Annotated in this window: 15 protein-coding genes; 9 read left to right on the plus strand and 6 right to left on the minus strand. The window is 59.1% G+C overall.

Going from position 1 to position 19,685, the window contains the following annotated elements; genetic code table 11:
- The first annotated feature begins 71 nt into the window (after nt 1-71).
- The 6 genes from ACYQ14_RS20610 to ACYQ14_RS20635 all read left to right on the plus strand — a co-directional run bounded on the left by ACYQ14_RS20610 (nt 72) and on the right by ACYQ14_RS20635 (nt 7,456).
- Nucleotides 72-1,067, plus strand: coding sequence for an ABC transporter permease (locus ACYQ14_RS20610; protein WP_459891010.1), 996 nt, complete (start codon nt 72-74; stop codon nt 1,065-1,067).
- On the plus strand, nt 1,045-2,142 hold the full coding sequence (locus ACYQ14_RS20615) for an ABC transporter permease (protein WP_459891012.1): 1,098 nt from the start codon (nt 1,045-1,047) through the stop codon (nt 2,140-2,142). The genes ACYQ14_RS20610 and ACYQ14_RS20615 overlap by 23 nt, the downstream gene beginning before the upstream one ends.
- A 31-nt stretch (nt 2,143-2,173) precedes the next feature.
- Nucleotides 2,174-4,369: an ABC transporter ATP-binding protein gene (locus ACYQ14_RS20620; protein WP_459891014.1), complete on the plus strand. Its 2,196-nt coding sequence runs from the start codon at nt 2,174-2,176 to the stop codon at nt 4,367-4,369.
- Nucleotides 4,370-5,077: 708 nt separating this feature from the next.
- Nucleotides 5,078-5,308 carry a hypothetical protein gene (locus ACYQ14_RS20625; RefSeq protein ID WP_459891016.1) on the plus strand — a complete coding sequence of 77 codons (231 nt, stop codon included), beginning with the start codon at nt 5,078-5,080 and terminating at the stop codon, nt 5,306-5,308.
- Between the two features lie 97 nt (nt 5,309-5,405).
- Nucleotides 5,406-6,962 (plus strand): glycoside hydrolase family 28 protein, encoded by a 1,557-nt coding sequence (locus ACYQ14_RS20630; protein ID WP_459891018.1) that lies wholly within the window; start codon nt 5,406-5,408, stop codon nt 6,960-6,962.
- Between the two features lie 332 nt (nt 6,963-7,294).
- The gene (locus tag ACYQ14_RS20635; RefSeq protein ID WP_459891463.1) at nt 7,295-7,456 is read left to right on the plus strand and encodes a PPC domain-containing DNA-binding protein; all 162 of its coding nucleotides are present in this window, start codon (nt 7,295-7,297) and stop codon (nt 7,454-7,456) included.
- A 53-nt stretch (nt 7,457-7,509) separates the two neighbouring features.
- Here the strand turns inward: ACYQ14_RS20635 and ACYQ14_RS20640 are convergent, their stop codons facing one another.
- Entirely contained in the window at nt 7,510-8,244 is a 735-nt protein-coding gene (locus tag ACYQ14_RS20640; protein WP_459891020.1) for a ThuA domain-containing protein, read from the minus strand.
- 86 nt (nt 8,245-8,330) lie between these two features.
- Nucleotides 8,331-9,281 (minus strand): dihydrodipicolinate synthase family protein, encoded by a 951-nt coding sequence (locus ACYQ14_RS20645; protein WP_459891022.1) that lies wholly within the window; start codon nt 9,279-9,281, stop codon nt 8,331-8,333.
- Nucleotides 9,282-9,588: 307 nt separating this feature from the next.
- Here ACYQ14_RS20645 and ACYQ14_RS20650 point away from each other — a divergent pair, with 307 nt between their 5' ends.
- Together ACYQ14_RS20650 and ACYQ14_RS20655 are read left to right on the plus strand one after the other, a co-directional pair.
- Nucleotides 9,589-10,362: an IclR family transcriptional regulator gene (locus ACYQ14_RS20650; protein WP_459891024.1), complete on the plus strand. Its 774-nt coding sequence runs from the start codon at nt 9,589-9,591 to the stop codon at nt 10,360-10,362.
- Between the two features lie 101 nt (nt 10,363-10,463).
- Nucleotides 10,464-11,705 carry a mandelate racemase/muconate lactonizing enzyme family protein gene (locus ACYQ14_RS20655; RefSeq protein WP_459891026.1) on the plus strand — a complete coding sequence of 414 codons (1,242 nt, stop codon included), beginning with the start codon at nt 10,464-10,466 and terminating at the stop codon, nt 11,703-11,705.
- Nucleotides 11,706-11,745: 40 nt separating this feature from the next.
- On the opposite strand, the gene ACYQ14_RS20660 is transcribed toward ACYQ14_RS20655, so the two are convergent.
- The 3 genes from ACYQ14_RS20660 to ACYQ14_RS20670 form a co-directional block, all read right to left on the minus strand.
- Complete coding sequence (locus tag ACYQ14_RS20660; protein ID WP_283837706.1) at nt 11,746-12,684, minus strand: dihydrodipicolinate synthase family protein; 939 nt, start codon at nt 12,682-12,684, stop codon at nt 11,746-11,748.
- A gap of 342 nt (nt 12,685-13,026) precedes the next feature.
- Entirely contained in the window at nt 13,027-14,118 is a 1,092-nt protein-coding gene (locus ACYQ14_RS20665; RefSeq protein ID WP_459891030.1) for a lactonase family protein, read from the minus strand.
- A gap of 175 nt (nt 14,119-14,293) precedes the next feature.
- The gene (locus tag ACYQ14_RS20670) at nt 14,294-16,186 is read right to left on the minus strand and encodes a DUF8034 domain-containing protein (protein ID WP_459891031.1); all 1,893 of its coding nucleotides are present in this window, start codon (nt 16,184-16,186) and stop codon (nt 14,294-14,296) included.
- Between the two features lie 534 nt (nt 16,187-16,720).
- Here ACYQ14_RS20670 and ACYQ14_RS20675 point away from each other — a divergent pair.
- A complete protein-coding gene (locus ACYQ14_RS20675) occupies nt 16,721-17,707 on the plus strand; it encodes an LLM class flavin-dependent oxidoreductase (RefSeq protein WP_459891033.1) in 987 nt (328 codons plus the stop codon).
- A gap of 849 nt (nt 17,708-18,556) precedes the next feature.
- Here the strand turns inward: ACYQ14_RS20675 and ACYQ14_RS20680 are convergent.
- Nucleotides 18,557-19,684: a M24 family metallopeptidase gene (locus ACYQ14_RS20680; RefSeq protein ID WP_459891035.1), complete on the minus strand. Its 1,128-nt coding sequence runs from the start codon at nt 19,682-19,684 to the stop codon at nt 18,557-18,559.
- Nucleotide 19,685 lies beyond the last annotated feature (1 nt).

The following is a 19,685-nucleotide window of genomic DNA, read 5'->3' on the forward strand; positions in this document are numbered from 1 at the left end:
GGCCCGCTATCATTTGTGGTGTGTGAGGAACCCACACATTTATAGTGGTCAGCGAGAGTAGTAATTTACGCATGGATTGGAGAGTTCGACGAATAGGACAGGCACTGTTTACAGTGTGGGGTGTCATAACGATCTCATTTCTGCTCGTGCGACTGATGCCGGGAAATCCGATGTCAGCGATGATCGTAGAACTCGAGGAGCAGGGGATTTCCCCCACGCAGGCGCGATATCTGGTCGAGCTTCGGCTTAACATCGATCCCGAAGAGCCGATTCCGATCGCCTACGTGAACTACGTCGGATCGATGATACAGGGTGACCTCGGGCACTCGATGTACTACGACCGACCGGTCGTAGAGGTGCTCGCGACCGCGCTCCCGTGGACGCTGTTCGTGTTGAGTTGGGCGGCGTTCATTAGCTTCTTTCTCGGCATTACGCTCGGGGCGTTGATGGCCTACTGGGAAGGCGGCAGGTTGGATCTGGGCCTGACCGGTTACGCGACGGTAATGGGGTCCGTTCCGTTCTACGTTCTCGCGATCTTGCTACTGGTGTTTCTCGGGTACAGATACGGGATCTTTCCGACCGGTGGCCGACAACCCACCGGAGTCGAACCCGGCTTCAATTGGACGTATATACGCGGGGTGATTCACCACGCGACGTTACCGGTGATATCTATGCTGGTTGTCTCGGGGGCCGCGTCGTTGAGTATGCGCGGAAACAGTATCCGAGTGCTGGGGGAGGATTACCTCCGCGTTGCACGGCTCAGAGGACTTTCCGACTCGACGATTGCGATCCAATACGTCGCTCGAAACGCGATCCTTCCGATGTACACCGGACTGATGATCAGCATCGGAAGCATGTTCGGCGGGTCGATCATCCTCGAGGAGGTCTTCGCCTATCGGGGTGTCGGATACTACATGATGTCAGCGGTCAATCAACGCGATTACCCGCTCATGCTGGGTGCGTTTACGATCATCACGATCGCCGTCGTCATCGCCTTGCTGATCGCGGATCTGACGTATTCGAAGATCGATCCACGCGCAGGAGGTGGGAAGAGTGAAGGACTCTAGAGGGCCAACGGACGGCGACAGACAGCCCAAAGCCACAGACGGCGACAGACAGCCCAAAGCCACAGACGGCGGAAGTGTCAACTCCCCGTTCGAGACGATTTCCGATATCGAAGAAACGCGGCGAGATCGATACAGAAAACGCTACGAGAATTACGTCTATGCACCGTTCTCGATAATCTGGGACGACTGGCGAGCGCGCATCGGGCTGGCGATCATCGCGTTATACGTCTTTGTCGGAACGGTCGGCGTTTTCCTCGTTGAACCGACCACGAACTTGGACGGTTCGGCGTTTATCCAACCGTTCGAAACGTGGGAGCACCCGTTCGGAACGGATCGGATGGGCCGTGATCTGTTCGCGGATACGATCCATTCGACTCGACCGATCCTCATCATGATGGCATCCGGGGGACTGTTTACGGTCACAGTGGGGACAGTCTTCGGCACGATTGCGGGGTACAAGGGCGGGATGACCGACACGGTGTTGAGTTCGATTACGGACGTGTTCATCAATATTCCCGGCCTCCCGCTCGTTATCGTACTCGCGGTCATGTTCGAGCCGCGGAATCCGGTACTGGTCGGCATTCTGTTGAGCATCGCGGCGTGGGCTGGCCTCGCGAGGGCGATTCGATCACAGGTCCTCACCATGCGGAGGGAATCGTTCACCGAAGCCGCACGGGCGATGGACGTCTCGACCTCGCGAATCATTCGGAAGGATATCCTTCCGCGACTCATGCCGTACATCGTCATCAACATGATGAACGCCACCCGGAACATCATCTTTTCGGCGGTCGGGTTGTACTTCCTCGGGGTCCTCCCGTTCGAGGACCAAAACTGGGGAATCACGCTGTATCTGGCCTACGACGCCGGTGCACACTACCGACCGGGGGCCCTCCACTGGCTACTCATTCCGATGATCGCAATTATCGGGATCTCGGTCGGGCTGATACTGCTCGGACAGTCGCTCGACCGCGTGTTCAACCCGCGTGTCAGAGCCCGACACCGGAACGGGGAGGCCGAAGCCGAAGGAAGCGAGGATGTCGAGGCGGACAACACCGGAATGATGAAACAGGTCTAAAATTATAACAATGGCTCGAAACGAACGCAGTATGACGGAACAGGCCGTATCGAACGACGATCGAGACGTGTCGATCACCGACCCGATACTCGAGGTGCGAAACGCCACCGTCAAGTTCGGAATGGACCGCGGTGAATCGCGGGTCCTCGACGACGTCAGCATCGATATCGAACGAAACGAGATACTCGGCGTCGTCGGCGAAAGCGGCAGCGGAAAGTCGATGTTCGCCTCAGCCTTTCTCGACGCGATCGTCGACCCGGGGACGCTCAGCGGAGAGATTTCCTACTATCCCGACGGCGGCGGGGACGTCGACGTTCTGGGCCTCACGAAAAGCGAGCTCAACCAGTTCCGCTGGGAAGAGATTGCGATGGTGTTTCAGGGAGCCATGAGTTCGTTCAACCCCGTTCGAAAGATCAACACCCACTTCGTGGAGACGCTCACTGCACACGGAGACACCGTTTCCGAGGGGATGGAGCGAGCACGCACGATCCTCTCGGATCTGTACATGGACCCGGAGCGGGTGCTCAGATCCTATCCCCACGAACTCAGCGGGGGGATGAAACAGCGCGTGTTGATCGCACTGAGTCTCGTCCTCGAGCCGGAGGTGCTCGTGATGGACGAGCCGACGGCGGCGCTCGATCTGTTGATGCAGCGGTCAATCATCTCGCTCATCGAGGATATCAAGGAGAAGTACGACCTGACTATCGTCTTCATCACGCACGATCTCCCGCTGGTCGTCGACCTCGCCGATCGGATCGGCGTGCTCTACGCGTTCGAGTTCATCGAAATCGGTCCCGCGAACGAACTGCTCGAGGACGCGGCCCATCCGTACACCCGAGCACTACTCAAGTCGACCCCGAATCTTACCGCACCCGTCGACGAAATGCGGCCGATCGAAGGGAGCGCTCCCGATCCGGTAAACGAGATTTCGGGTTGTTCGTACCATTCGCGGTGTCCGATGGCAGACCAGCGCTGCGAAGTGGAAGATCCCGGTCCGTACGTCGTCGATATGGATCATGACGTTCACTGTCATTACTGGGAGGAGGCAAGCGAAGCGGTGCCGATGCCGAACGACGGGTCGGGAACTGAGACAGGGAGCCCAGATTCCGATCAACCGATATCGGTACAAACACCGGAGACGCGCCCTCGGTGGGCGGGCGAGAACCCAGTCCTCTCGTTGGACAACGTCGAAGTCCACTTCGAAGCGACCCAGGACGAGGGATTATTGAACCTGTTCACCGATCCGGAAACGGTTCGGGCAGTCGACGGCATTTCGTTCGACATCTACGAAAACGATGTCGTCGTCCTCGTCGGGGAGAGCGGGTGTGGCAAGACGACGCTCGGCAAGGCGGCGGTCGGACTCGAGCGTCCGACAGCCGGACGCGTCGAGTACCGGGGACAGGACGTCTGGGAAGCGAAGGAAACCGGTGGTGACATTCCGTTCGAGGACATCCGTCAGGCCCTTCAGATCGTTCACCAGGATCCCGGGAACGCATTGAACTCCTACCGAAAAGTGTTCTCGAGTCTCGAGGAACCGCTCGTCAGGTGGTATGACGACCTCGACGGGAACGATCGTCGCCAACGGATCCTCAGCATGCTCGAGCATGTTGGGATGTCGCCGCCGGAGGATTATATCGAGCGGTATCCACACCAGTTGAGCGGCGGTGAACAACAGCGAGTTGCGCTGATCCGTGCAATGTTAATGAATCCGGACGTCATCCTCGCGGACGAGCCCGTAAGCGCTCTGGACGTCTCCTTGCGCGTCGAGATGATGGATTTGATGCTCGAACTCCAGGACATGTTCGATACCTCATACCTGTTCATTTCGCACGATTTAGCCAATGCCCGATACATCACCGAAAAAACCGACGGACTGATCGGGGTCATCTATCTGGGAAAGCTCGTCGAAATCGGGACGCCGGAACGGATCATCAACGATCCCCAACACCCCTATACGCGGGCGCTTTGCTGGGCGACACCGGAGTTGCTGACCGAAACTGATCGAACGGACGACTCCCCGATGCGAAAGATCGATATCCCGGATCCGACGGACCCGCCATCCGGCTGCCGGTACCACACGCGCTGTCCCGAAGCAAGGGACGTCTGTCGCGAAGTCGAACCAGAGATGGTCGACTCGAGTACGGACGAAACGCATCAACGAGCCGCGTGTTTCCGCGCCCAGGAAAACCACGAGTACTGGACGAGTGAGTCCATCGTCGAGGACTGACGCGGTTTTCAGCCCGTATCAGCCCCGGCCCTGAGTTGCGTTTTTGACGACCGATTACTCACGCTAGCGAGCGGTGAGTATCGAGTTCGTACGTTTCTCCGGGCGAGAAAATAGCACCGACTGGAGAACGCCGATCCAGGCTACTGCCACCTCACTGGGCAGTCCGATGGGCAGAAGGCGATGGCATAATGCCGTTACATTCTACTGTTCCCGAGAGCGGAATTCTCTGCCAACACACCCGAGATTTCACATTACGGTAACGATGTCTGAATCTGAATCGTACAGTATCAATGGGAGTCATAGATCCAGAGACAGCGGTGTTTGGAGCCTACGTGAGTCACACCGCTCAGAAACGTCGGCCCAACTCGAGTCTGCTCGAGCAAACCAGAATCCTGTTACGGGCATACTATTGTAAATAACTGGGGTGAGTGGTTCGGCTGTCGGGAACACGAAAAGCGAAAATCGAACGAGGGTCGAAGGACTGTAACCACCGTAAACAACGTCAATAGAAAGAGAGTCGAATAATTGGCAATACGTCTCTCGTCGTGTGCATCGGCAAACTTGTGCTACACGTTCGCTCCTTGGGAACACATAACTTGGGTCTGTGCGATGAACGGACCGAATGAGCCATTCGCATCGGCGAGTGCCCCATCCCCGCGACCGGCAGTTTGGGAATGTTTTATGTCCACCGACGGCCTTCTTTGGGATATGACGATCGACACAGTTGATGACTCCGGCGTAGTCGGAACCCTGAGCGAAGGTGTACGAACCGTTCTTAATTCGGTCACGCTGACACTCGCCATGGTCGGAGTGTTGCTCATACTGATCGGTTTTATCATGCAAACCGGCGTTCTGGCCGGGCTGTTACCGATCTGGGGGGCAGGACTGGCGTTCGTCGGGTTCACTGCGTACGGCCTGATCTGGCGGTCCAGGAAATAACTTCGATCGAGTACAATCGTCGTAATCGAGCACAGAAACCCACAGGCAGGTTCCACTCGACACAACGTTTATGACCTCACTCAAAAATAACCGAACGATGCCCGAAATTCAGACCAGTCACTCCGATATTCGCGAGTTCGGCGCGACGGGAGACGGCGAGACTCGAGATACCGACGCGATACAGACCGCACTCGACGACTGCGCCGAGTCGGGCGGAACGGTTCGCGTTCCACCGGGTGAATACCTGACCGGACCGCTTCGCGTCGGTGATAGGACATCGTTACACGTTGAAAACGGCGCAACGCTTCGATTCGTCGAGGACCACACTGCCTTCCCGACCGTCGAAAGTCGCTGGGAGGGATGGGATCAGTTCGGCTTCCACCCGTGTCTGTTCGTCGACAACGCCTCGAGCGTCGAGATAACCGGACGGGGCGTGATAGACGGCTCGGGCGAACACTGGTGGCAGTACAGAGATCTGCCCCGATCAGCGTACCCCGACGACCTCGAAGAACGCGTCGAGGAGTTCGACGAGCGAAACGAACTTCGGGACGGTGTGAGTTCGTTCACGCTCCGGCCGCCGTTACTCCAGATCAACGATTCGGAGAACGTTAGCGTCTCCGGCGTAACGCTCCGAAACTCGCCGTTCTGGAACACGCACGTCGTCTACTCCGAAGACGTGACGATAACCGACGTGCGGATAGTAAACCCCGCGGACGCACCAAACGGCGACGGGGTCGACATCGACTCCTCGAGAAACGTTCGGGTCAGCGATACGTTCATCAACGCCGGTGACGACGCGATCTGTCTCAAATCGGGGAAGGACGAACAGGGGCGTGCGGTGGGCGAGCCGGCGGAGAACATCACGATTACTAACTGCACGGTCAAACACGGTCACGGCGGGGTCGTAATCGGAAGCGAAACCGCCGGCGATATCCGCAACGTGACCGTATCGAACTGTACGTTTACGGACACTGATCGAGGGATTCGAATCAAGTCCCAACGGGGTCGCGGCGGCGTGGTCGAGGATCTCCGCTTCGATACGATCGTCATGCGACAGGTTGCCTGTCCGTTCGTCATCAACGGGTACTATTTCACCCCGATCGACAGCGATCCGGAGCCGGTCGACGAAGGAACGCCGATGGTCAGGAACGTCCACTTCCACAACATCAGCGCTCGAGACGTCGAATCCGCCGGATTCTTCGCCGGGCTTCCGGAGCGACGCTTCGAGGGCATTACGTTCGACGACGTCCATATCGACGCGACGCGGTCGCTCGAGGCAACCGATCTCGATCCCGCGATGGCGTACGACTACGACCAGCGACACGGTTTCTTCTGTAAATCGATGCGAGACGTGTCGTTTACCGACGTTCGCCTCCGAGTTCCGGACGACCCGGCGCTACGGTTCGAGGAGACCAATCTGGTGTCGATCGATGGCCTCGAGATCGAGCGAGCGGGAGCGACCGACGGCCCGCTCATCGAACTCGATAACGTCGAAGAAACCCGAGTTCGGGGCTGTTCGCCACCGCCTGAGGATCGGCGGTTTCTCGAAGTGGCTGGTCCTGCTAGCCGCAGGCTCTCGCTCGTCGGCAATTACGGCGATCTTCGGGAAACGATCGATATTGGGACGGAGTGTGATGCGGTCGTCTTCGAATAGGTGCTCGAACGGCGAAGCGTTTAAGCGCCTCCTTGCCAGAGGTTCGCTAGGAGCTTTCAAATGAACGCAGTTCAGGCAGACGACGGCCACGTATTCGTCCGACTCGGCTCGGGTGACCTGCTCCTCGAGTCCGTCCGTGACGTCTGCGAGGAGCACGGCATCGATTCAGGCGTCATCGTTTCGGGAATCGCGACGCTTCGAACCTTGAACTACCACTACGTCCCAACCGCGGCGTTCCCGAGCGAGCGCGATGAGCGAAACGTGTTCGAAGAACGCGAGGGGCGTGGGAGGTCGGAACGATCGACGGGGCGATCGCCGACGGCGAACCCCACCTGCACGTCATCGCCTACAACGGCGAAGAGACGATCGCCGGTCACCTCGAGGACGGAACCGAAGTCCACGTTACCTGCGAGATCGTTATCCGACCCATCGAGGGGCTCGAGATGACGCGCCGCACGAACGAGATGAACGTGTCAGTGTTACAAGAGCGGTAGTCCAGCAAGGAGAGGCCTTCTATCAGTCGGCAAAGCGGCGACGAGAGAACCGCTTACGGGTCGTCGGTCGATTCAATCGACTCGACCGGTTCGACTTCGCCTCGAACGGCGGTCGCACCCGCCGTCGGGGCCGCCCAGTCGACCGCGTTCGAGAGCACGCGACGAACCTCGTCCTGAAAGAAGATGGGGTACTCCTCGTGTCCCGGCCGAAACGCGAATATCCGACCGCGACCGCGCCGATAACAGAGCCCGGAGCGAAACACTTCCCCGCCTTCGAACCACGAGATAAAGACGGTTCGATCGGGTTCGGGAACGTCGTAGGGTTCGCCGTACATTTCGGTCGACGGGATCTCAAAGGACTCCTCGAGTCCGTCGGCGATCGGATGACCGGGATCGGCGACCCAGATTCGTTCCGTTTCCCCACCGTGGCGGTACTTGATAGCACAGGTCGTTCCCATCAATCGCTCGAACGGTTTCGAGTTCTTTCCCGAGTGGACGGGGACGAACCCCATCCCGCTGTGCACTCGATCGACCACGCGGTCGGCGATTTCATCGCGGACCTCGCCGTTCGCACAGTGGGACCACCAGACGAGCACGTCCGTTTCCTCGAGGACGGCCTCGGTGAGTCCGTGGTCCGGTTCCTGTAACGTCGCCGTTTGGACAGTCCGGTTGCCGGACTCGAGACCATCGGCGATGGCGCCGTGGATGCCGTCGGGATACAGCTTACGAACGTGCTCGTCTTCGCGTTCGTGAACGTTTTCGTTCCAAACGGTGACCTGAACTGTCATACGGTGAGTGGTCGGCCGAGAGCGATAAAAGTGTTCGGCTCGGCGGCCGTTCGTCTCGTCGCCTCTCACGTTCTCGGGCTCAATCGTTACAGCGGGTCGAGTTCGCCGAGGTCTGCGAGGATTTCCCGGAGTTCCTGCCGTTCTTCCATTCCGATCTGTTGTTGTGGCGGCAAGAGCGTATCGTGCTCGAAGATGCCCTGCATCTCGAGGGCAACTTTCGTTCGACCGCGGTAGCGACCCTGCGGTTCACCGAAGACGTGATTGGTCAGGGGCAACATCGTTTCGCGGATCTCCTTTGCACGCACCATATCGTCGTTTCGGACCGCCTGCAGCTTCTCGACCTGGAGTTCCGGAACCAGATTGCCGTATCCGATGAGTCCGGTTTCCGAGCCGAGTTGGTACGCGTGGGTAAGGAACGTGTCGTTACCCGTCATCATAGTGAAGTCGTCTCTGGCGTGATCGAGGGCTCGTACGGTTTCCTCGTAGCGAACCGGATCGAACGACGCTTCCTTGAACGCGATAACCGAAGGGTGCTCACAGATTTCGACGTGTGCGCTGATCGGAATGCCGGAGCTTCCCCACGTCGGGAACTGGAAGTTGATAAGTGGAATATCGACGGCGTCGGCGACGCGTTCGAAGTGCTCGACGGGCGTTCGTGGATCTTGATTTGCGTAGGTGTCGAGCGGGAGTAACATGACCGCGTCGGCACCGGCCTCCTGTGCCTCGCGCGCCATCTCGGCGGCCTGAAGCGAGTTCTCGCCGTAGACGCCCGAGAAGACTGGGGTGTCACCCGCGGCCTCCTTGTGGACGCGAATAACCTCCTGTTTCATCTCTCGAGACAGGAGCTTGCACTCGCCGGTGTGTGCGTTCGCGATGACCGCGACGATGCCATCGATCCCGGTCAGGTACTCGACGAGTCGTCGAAGGTCGGCTTCGGCGAGATCGTACTCGGGTTCCGGCGTCCACGGGGTCGCCGTTGCCGGGATGATGCCACCTGCAATCCGGTCTTTCAGCTCTCGAAAGTCGTCGTATAGCATGCGGTATGCGAACATCAGCATCGGTCACGAAAAAGATTTGGTTTCGTGTGACACGAACGAGAGTCGAGCGAGCAACCGTTGGCGGATACCACAGGTATGTTCTGTGGAACACGACTACCGTTTCGAAACCTAATCTTGGCCGCATCGCTTCGAACGCCAGACTGTCGAATCGAGACGTTCAAAAGTCGTTGGCAGTGGCAAACGCAAAAACAATGAGTCGAGAACGTCCCGAAAAGCAGAATGAGACTAGTTGTTTAATTCCCTATATTTGAACAACTTTATGTATTAATAATCCCATTGGTACCGTATGTCACGAGCTATGGACGGAAACCCGGGCCGAACGATTCGGTCGGTCCAAATAGCCTTCAACATCATCGAGCAGTTACAGACGCAAAAGGGGGCCGGGGTCACGGAGCTCGCGACGGAGCTGGGTCACTCGAAGAGTACAATCCATAGCCATCTCCGAACGCTATGCGAGCGGGAGATCATCGTCCGCGAGGACGACGGCTATCGATTGAGCCTTCGCGTTCTCGATATGGCGAATCACGTGCGCAAACAGGTCGAGAATTACGACGTGATCAGAGAAGAAACCGATGAGTTGGCGGCCGAAACCGGAGAAATAGCCCAGTTCGGAATGGAAGAGCACCAAAAGATTTCGTACCTCTACAAGGCCAACGGCGACAGAGCAGTCGTCACGGCGTCTCGAGTCGGAACACAACAACCCCTCCACTCGACATCCCTAGGCAAGACGGTTCTGGCGTTTCTACCACCCGAGCGAACAGAAGCGCTTATCGAGTCGATCGATTACACGACATCGACCGCCAAAACGGTCACCTGTCGCGACGAACTCCTCGAGGAACTCGAGCGAACGCGAGAACGGGGGTACGCCATCGACGACGAGGAGAACTTCGAGGGGCTTCGCTGTGTCGCCGCACCCGTCAGAGACGGCGAGTCGGTCATGGGTGCGATCAGTATCACCGGTCCCTCGAGTCGGTTTACCGACGAACGGCTTCACGACGACCTCTCGAAGTACGTGATGCGAGCTGCGAACGTCATCGAGGTCAATACGAAGTTCTCGTAGGCGACGAGGACGGGGAGACTCCAATACGAGCAGGTCCTCCGAAGGGGCACGATCATGTTGTGAGACGGTACCATTATGCTTCCGGGTTCGTATGTGTACGTATGAAGGTTAGCGAAGTTACTGGATACGCGCTGTCATCACCGATCGAACCGCCGCAGAATCGGTCGTTCCACGGCGGGACGCGGCGGCTGAACAAGCGAGACGTCGTACTCGTCGTCGTCGAAACCGCGGACGGACGACAGGGGTTCTCGACGGCCGGGGCGAGCAGTTCCGAAATGCGCGAGTACTTCGAGGGTGACTCCCAGGGCACGTTCGCCGACGTTATCGGAGGATCCGTTGCAGAAGCTCTCGAGGGACGAACGGTAGATGAAATCGCAGACGCCGCCGGGTATATCGCCGAAACCGATCTACCAGCACACCTCCGAACGGAGGCCATTTCCGCGATCGACGTCGCCCTGTACGATCTCCGGGGAAAGGAACTCGGGATCCCGATCTACGAGCTTCTCGCGGACGCGTACGGAAGCGAACCGACGAAACGGATGCCGTTGTACGCCAGCGCGGGAATGTACATGGAACCGGAAGGGTACGCCCGGCAGGCCGAGGTCATAGCGGAACTGGGATTTTTCGGGTACAAGTACCGTCCCGGGATCGGTCCCGATGGTGACCGCCGGACCATCGATCTCCTCGCGGACGCGCTCACAGAGACGGAGTTCATGCTCGATGTCCACACCTGGTGGAAGCTCCGTCGATCCTACGGCGACGATACCGTCCGAGAACTCGTCGAGTACGCGACGGAAGCCGGCGCGTACTGGATCGAGGAGCCGGTCAAGCCCAACGACCACGAGGGATACGCGACGCTCGCGGAAACCGGCGCTCCGCTCGCTGGGGGCGAGAGCAAAGACTCGCCGAACTCCCTCGTGGAACTGGGGAAAACGGGTGCAGTCGAGTTCTTGCAGGGAGACGTCCGTCACCACGAAGGGTTTACCGGCTGCGAGCCGGCAGTCCAGTACTGTCACGGACGCGATGTCGAGTTCGTCCCGCACAACTTCGGAACGTGGCTCGGACTCCTCGCAAACGCCCATCTCGTTGCCGCGGCGCCGGGCACTCGATTGCTCGAGTATCCCGTCTTCGAGAACGATCCGCTCTTCGACGAACCAACGGATCCGGGAATGTACCCGTTCGACCTCGCGTTCGATATCATCGAGGGCGAACCCGCGGTCGAGGACGGCCGATTGACCGTCCCGGACGGTCCCGGACTCGGCGTCGACGTGAACCTCGACGTGCTCGAGGAGTACGCCTTCGTCGACGGTCCGTGGACGGAGTTTCACTACGACGACGAGTAGGGGCACAAAGCGGTGGGTGCCTCCACGCAGTCGGACACGCTCAGTTGATTACCCGGTCGATATCGTCGTCGAGTTGGCTATAGAGTTCCTCCGCCCGTTGGGCCGTCTCCGGGGCGAGCGGTTTGATCGGTTCCCGAACGCGGCCGCCGTTGAGGCCGGCTAACTGTAACCCTTTTTTGACGGCTGAGACGCTGATCGCGCCGTCGATGTCGTTACCCTGCCCGTTTTCTTCCCTGAAGCGCTGGTAGGGGAGACAGATGTTTCGAAGCGTGCGTGCGTACTCCCAGTCGCCGCTCGAGAGCGCGTCAAAGAGCTCGAGACCGACCTCGGGGCGGAAGTTGCTCACACCCGCCGAGAATCCCTCGACACCCTCCGCCCAGAACGAGACCGCGTACGGCTCGGCGAGCCCGTCGACCCAGACGACGTCGTCGGCTCCGGCGGCGACGCCTGCACCGAGCTTCACCGAATCCGCAATCGCGTACTTGATACCGACGACGCCGTCAATGCGGGTCAGCGCATCCAGGTACTCGACCGACGGATCGAACCCGCGGACGTACGGAACCAGCGGCGTCTCGGTCACGTGATCGAGTTCGCGATAGTAGTCGAGCAAGCCCTGCTCGTGAATATACGTGTGATCCGGCGGCATGATCATCATCGCGTCGACGCCGCCGTCATCGTACGCGCGAATCAGGTCCTGAGCCTCGCTTGTACTGCCGCCGACCCCGGCGAGAACGCAGGCGTCGTCCGGGAGAGCGTCGACGCTCGTCTCGGCGACTGCCACTCGTTCGTCTCGAGAGAGCGAGTGATACTCGCTGATGTTGGCACTCGCGAGGAACGTTCCGACACCGCTTTCAGAAAGCGTCTGTGCGTTCTCGCGGAGTTTATCGTACTCAATGCGGTGCTGGTCGTCGAACGGTGTCAGGAGGCCAACGGCAACGCCGCGGAGGCAATCCTGTACCTGCTCGGCAGACAGTGACATGAAATTACTGTCCGCCGCAGGGAGTATAAACCCATCGGCGAAAATCGAACGCAAAACGCGGTATCCCCAGTACGTGTAGTCGAATTCCTCGAGACAGCGTTCGGTCCGTCCGGCACTACGTTTGGCGTCCCGAAAACGGACCCGCTATAGTCTGATCGACGCAGCTTCGGTCGACCGCGTCGTTTCGACGGCAAGCCCGCTTATCATAACGGCGACGGCGCTGATGTGGGCGAGCTACTTGCACCGGTGAACGAATTAACTCGAGGAGCCGGTTCGCTTCGACGGTTGACGGTCAGTTCGACCGACCGGTGCTTGGTAGGCTCTGACTCTCTACCAGACGAATTACCGCAGTTTCAGGGCCTCGACACAGACCGGTTTCTGCACGGTGACCGACGCCACCGCGGAAAGTGAACCGGAATCAGCGTCGATTCGGTAGGCGACGACGTTCTCGCCGTGCTGGTTCGCGACGAGGAGATACTCGCCGTTCGGGGCGAGAGTGAACGTGCGCGGCGTCCGGCCTTGAGCGGACACGTGATCAATGGGGCGGAGGTGATTACCACTACCGTCGGTCTCGAAGACAGCGATACTGTCGTGGCCCCGATTGGTCGCGTACACCCACCGGCCCGTCGGATGAACGTGAATATCGGCAGCGGTATTGTCGTCGTCGAAAGCTGGCGGGAGGGTCGAAACGGAGTGAACCGGTTCGAGTGCGCCCGTGGTCGACTGCCGTTCGAGAACGGTCACCGTCGAATCGAGTTCGTTCACCACGTACGCAAACCGACCGTCGGGATGAAAGTCCAGGTGTCGGGGACCCGCTCCCTCGTGAATCGAAACTCCGTTCGCTGTGGCCTCGAGCATCGGGGGTTCGTCGCAACTGGTTCCCGAGATCACGTCACTCGATGCGCGTCGGTAGCTCTCGATGCGATCGGTGCCGAGATCTGGAACGTAAACGAAGCGGTTCTCCGGCCCGAAACGGGCGGCGTGGGGATGCGGTTCACGCTGTCGATTCGAATCGACGCTCGAGCCCTCGTGCTCGAGAACGGTGCAGGTATCGCTCAGACGGCCGTCAGCTTCGATCGGATACGCGGCGACGGTTCCGCCCTGATAATTGGCGAGCGTGACGACCCGTCCGTCCGGGTCGACGTCAACGTAACACGGTCCGGTGCCCCGACTTGGCTTCCGGTTCAGCGCTCCCAGCGCACCGGTTCGGTCGTCGAACTCGAATGCGGCAAGCACGCCGCCGTCGACGCGTTCGACCGCGTAGAGCGACCGCCGATCCGGGTGGACCGCGACGAAGGAGGGATTCTCGAGGGGTGTCGAGGCTTGCCGATGGAATCGGTCGGCGTCTGGATCGAAGCGGTATCCGTGTACGGCCCCGTCGCTTTCGCCTGCGGCTGAGCAAACGACTACCAGAAACGAACGCTGACTGATCACACCACTTTCTTCGACCACTCGCCGCTTAACTTCACCGATGAACGCCGTCAGCCAGTTGTTTCGGATACGGGGTTTTCGGTACCGCAACTCATTGTGAGCGAGTGTTTCGGCAGGTCGATCACTACTGCCACGGACGAATACCGGTCCTCTGCCCGAATATTGATTCCACTCCCGATCACCGATTCCACGGGAGCGCGTACGTCGGATCGTTCGTGAACCGATCCAGCTCCGCCGAGAGAGACAGGCGAGTACCCGACGGTATCGAGACGCGAAGGGTGTTCGAGTCGACGCGTGACGATTCGTCGTTGTAGCTGACGGTCTCGAACTCGTGTTCGGCGTAGGCACCCGCCTGCACGATCAGTTTGCGGTCTCGCCCACCACCGTTGACGAGCGTCAGATCGATGCCGTCAGCGTCGACGTTCGTGACGAGTACGGCAACGTCTTCGGGTAACCCGGGCCGTTGGCGGCCCACATCGAAGTGACGAATCTGTGCCATCACGAGTCCGCCGTAGTACACCGGCTGTGGGGCACCCATCGTCAGTTGAAGCAAACCGCGGTGGAAGACGGGGTTTCGGTCGCGAAGGTAGTCCTCGTCCAACTCTGCCCGAGCAGTATCCTCCCGGCGCATAAGCTCGAGTTGTTCCTGGACGCGCTCGTGGTTCGCTTTCATGAGACGCGACGGGTAGTCGGGAAACTCGCCGTCGAGGTAGGCGAGCCAGGCGTACTCGTGGCCCGCACCGTGCTTAGTCGACGCTCTCGGGTCCACGCGCCGCCAATCCTGTTTGCTCCAGTCTCGAAGCCGACGGACCCGTTCACGGTCGGCGTCGGACATCGACATGTACCAGAGGTGAACGGCGTAGGGGTCGTCCCTATGGGGTTTGAACTCGTACCAGCCGTCGCGCCACAGCACTTCGCCATCGTCTTCGGTGAGGACGCCGCCTGCGTCGTAGTGGTAGTCCCCTTCGCCGCCGTACTTGTGTGGAACGTAAAGCGTGTCGTGGACCGCATCCTCGCTCACCTCGATCCCGTTTTCGATGAGGATATCGAGTTGCGAGCGCGGGAACTCGAGAAACTCTCTCTTACCCTCGAGCAGAACGGCGTTCTCCGCCGCGACCGTCGGGCCGATGCCGACGTAGTGCCAGCCGCCCCACGACCAGCCGTAGTAGCCGCCGTACCACCGCCCGTCAGTGTACTCGCCGATCTCGCCCGATCGGCCGACGTTGTCAGGGATGATCCCGCCGTTTTCAGCCGTTCGCTCTCGCCAGGCCTCGAGATAGGTGATCGCCCACTCCCGGTACGTCTCGTCTCCGGTGTGGAGATACGCGTTGGTCATCAGGCTCGTAATGTTGAGATTGAGCGGGATATCCCCTTTTCCACACCGTTCGTTCAACACCTCGAAGAGCCGATCTTCGGTCTCGGGCTCGAGAAGATCCGCGGCCTCCTCGAACTCGAGGTCTCGCCAGGGAAGGCCGTGACTCGCCCACCGGTAGTCGGCACCGTACGGATGGTGTTCGTACGCCGAAAAATCGGCGTGATCCGGCCCCGCTCCACCGTTCATCGGACCGCGAACGAGGCGATTCTCCGCGTCGTAATTGTTCGCGTCTGCGTCGTCGAAGTACAGCCCAGCGAACCGCTCGGCCCGTTCGACGACGGCAGCGTCGTCCGGAGCCGCCAGCCCCATGTTGTACGTGTACAGATTCCCCTCGCCCATGTGGAACCAGTCTCGACAGTGTTCGAACTCGTCGACGACCATCGGATGCCCGAACGGCGTCGGAGTCTCGCTCGCCCGGCGCAGGGCACCGTCGTACACGTCTCGAGCGTGCTCGAGAACTGATTCGTCGCCGCCCATCGCGTAGACCAGTGGCCAATTGTACACTCCCTCCACGATATCGTCGAAGCCGTCGGAGCCGACGTGACCGTCGGGAGGCCACAGCGGCTCGCCGCTGTCAGCAACGTAGTCGTCTACGAAGCGGTCGACCGACGTTCGCATCACCTCGAAGAGGCTTCGTTGGAGCCTCGCCCACTCGGGCTGGGTTTTCCGCTGCGTACGTGCCGTTATCTCGAACATATACAGTAGACGCGTCTGATATACTCATTAATATTTGGGTCAACGAGCATCGACAGGTGTGACACCTTCGTCGGGCCATCCCGGTTGAATCGGCGATTTCGGTAATCTCGTATTGGCCACCAGTTGTTCCCTTATCGGGAACGGTTTCCGTCGGGCAATTACAGCCATATCTATGTAATTACAACCGGCCGTCGGAATCTCGAGACGGAGTAGGGGCAAACGCAACCGCACAGTGCATCAGAACCGTACCACACCTTATCGAATGCGAGTAACGTGATCCGGGGATGAACGAATCACTCGTTCGGTATCCGAGAACAGTTCGAAACACAACGACGAGCCGAAAATCGGTTCAGTCACGAACCAGCGCCGAGAGAGAACTGAGCGGTGCGGTTCGCCTTCACACCAGACATCGAACATGTTCCCGTCTACGGAACGGGGAAGTGGCCAAAACAGCCGTATCACGCCCTTAGCGGCAATGTTCAGACCGCGACGAGGAAAACACTTTTGTAGGGAGAAACTGATTTTGGAGGTAGCATGAAGTTTGGAATCTTCCCGACAGAGGGTGGTGACTCCTGGGACGGAGTCAACGAAACGTGCCGACGCGCGGAGAGCGTCGGCTTCCGATCGTGCTGGGTGAACGACCATCAGGCGACGGAGGGAGACAATTACTGGCCGTCTCCCCTGACACGGCTCACGAGCATCGGAACCGCGACCGACGAGCTCGAGTTAGTCACATCGGTCTTGATTCTCCCACTGTATCACCCGCTTCACGTCGCTCAACGTGCTGCGATGCTCGACAACATTTCGGGCGGACGACTGACGTTGGGGGTCGGACTCGGCTATGTCGAAAAGGAGTTCGACGCGTTCGACGCGCCGATGGACGAACGCGCCGGTCGAATGATCGAGGGTATTCGATTCATCGACGAGTTTCTCAGTTCGGAAGAGCCGATTTCCTACGAGTGCCCGTTCTTCGAGGTCGAAGACTGGCAACCGCTTCCGAAGACGGTACAGAATCCACGTCCATCGCTCTGGATCGGCGGCTGGGGGGACAAACAGATCGCTCGCTCGGTCAAATTTAGCGACGCGTGGGTTCCGGGCGTCGTCGCAGACCTCGAGACCGTACAAGATCGAAAGGAGAAACAACGAGCGGTCGCCGACGAACGGGGTGTCGACTGGGCCTCGGTCGAACATCCACTCATGCGCGAGGCCGTCATCGGCCGGACCGAGGCGGAAGTCAGCGAGCGCAGAGAATACGTCCACCGAACGTATCGCGACGAATATGGCGGGGAGTTTTCGCATCCGCTGATGACCGCCGATTCCGTCGAACAGTTCGAATCGTTAGCCGAGGACCGGTTTATCTACGGAACGCCCGAACAGATAGTCGAACAGATCGAAGATATACGCGACCGGTTCCCGCTCGATCACCTGGCGCTCCGATTCCATCATTCGGGGATGTCGACGGAGATGGTTCGAGACCAGATCGAACTGTTCGGCGACGAGGTCATCCCCGAGTTCAGCTGAGACGAATTGGAACGAGCCGTTCGATAAACGGATCAAGAGCCAAACGGCGTATTTCAGCGTTATAACGTCGACCAGAAGCGTTTTTCCGAAAGAGTGAGCACACTTCGGACGGCTCGCCCTCGAGGACCAACACTGTCAGCGAACGCGACTTCCTGCTATCGCATTATGGACTATGTCTACATGGAAACAACATAATATTACTGGGTGGTTTTTAAAATAGCTTGTTTGCTTATGGTTTATCCAGGCAGAAACTGCTGAGGATTTACCTCCGGAACAATTCGTCTGCAACACACTGAGAGGGCAATTATGAACGAAAGGTCGGGAAGTACCGATTCCAACTGGCTCGAGGTAAATGAATCGAACGAGTCAGCAAACCGATCACACTTGTGCGAATTACCCTCGGTATACTGGAAATATTCGTGCTTGGTATCCGGATATACAGCTCATTTGGAAGCCATACCAACGGGATTTGATTCAAGCCAATTGTCGTGGACGAGTACAGCCATGATCAAATAATAGTTTAGGGAGTGATATTCATATACAAATGGTACAATACTGCAACGGTAACCGATTGTCTCGCATGTGTAACGGATAAAGTTCGTGCGCGCACTCACCGGTCGCCGGACCACTATACCCCAAGAGCAGAATCGACTCAGTTAGTCGGTTGGAGGAATCAGGATACCCGACGCACAATCGACACGGAGTCAGAGAGGGTCGCCGGTGACGTTCAGTGAGCTACGACGGCTATGGTAGTCCGGTCGTATCGATTCGATATGTGGGCAGACGACCGTCGACGACCCAATTATTTGGTTATCGCCCCTCCTTATGAATGATGTGATTTTTCGCACGTCAATCCTTCAACAACGGTTCGTGCAACGAAACGCTCTCCTCGAACCCGACCGCCTCGTATTTCGCCGTCGGCCACTCATCCGTCGACGTGAGGACATCGACTCCGTTACCTCCGGCCTCGAGGAGGGCCGTCTCCTCGCACTTCGTTCCCTGAATCGTCGGGTTCCAGGCGAAGGGCATCGGCGCGCAAATCGGCATCGCCGAACCGGGTGTGGCCGTCCACTCGCGGCTCTCATAGCCGATTTCGCCACCCTGGTGGTGCCGACGCCACTCGTTAGCGTATCCGGTCTCGGCGTACGCCTCCTGAATCGCGTCGAAGACGTCGCCTGCAGTCCCACCAGTTCGTGACGCTTCGGCGGTCGCAGCGATGGCCGTCGCGGCAACTCGAGCCGTCGCTTCGTGACGTTCGCGGAACCACTCCGGCAGATCGAACGCCACCGTCCTTGTAACGGCGACGTTGTGGCCGCCGCGTCGAGCGACGACCGTGAGATGCCCGAACTCGTTCAACGGGGCGGCCGTGGGCGTGAAGTGTCGTTCTCGCATCGACCGGTCGGAACCGCCCACGAGAACCACCGGCGCGGCGAATCCTCGAGTTGAGAGTTCGCGTCGAAGCGCCGTTGCAGTCTCCCGTTCCGTGGTCTCGGCAGTCACCTCGTTCCCGACCGCTTCGACGGCACGTGTCGTCTCGAGACAAGCGGTTCGATACCGATCGATCTCGGCGCTTGGAAGCGGCGCTCGAAGCGGGGACGGATCGACCGTTTGCATTCCATCGATTCGGACATCCGCTCCTGCCGGTGAGCGGGCACGTTCGGCCACGGCATCCGACAGCGACGACTCGTGCCACTCGTACTGTTCTGGTTTGATATCGAGGGGAGAATCGTCGAGTCGCGGGAGTTCTTCCGCTCGAATACGATCGATTTCGTTGTTCGGCGCGAGCAACCGAACGGACGATCCGTCCGCGGGGATTCCGAGCGCGGCGACACCAGTAGCACTCGCTTCATCGACGACGGTAGTCCCACCCGCGAACCAGGCGACGTTCTCCGGTCGAAGGAGCCACAGTTCGGAGAGTGCGCGTTCGTCGAGTTCAGTCAGGATACGATCGTGTTTGACACTTGCAGGAGCACTCATA

It is taken from the genome of Halostagnicola bangensis (assembly GCF_054653435.1).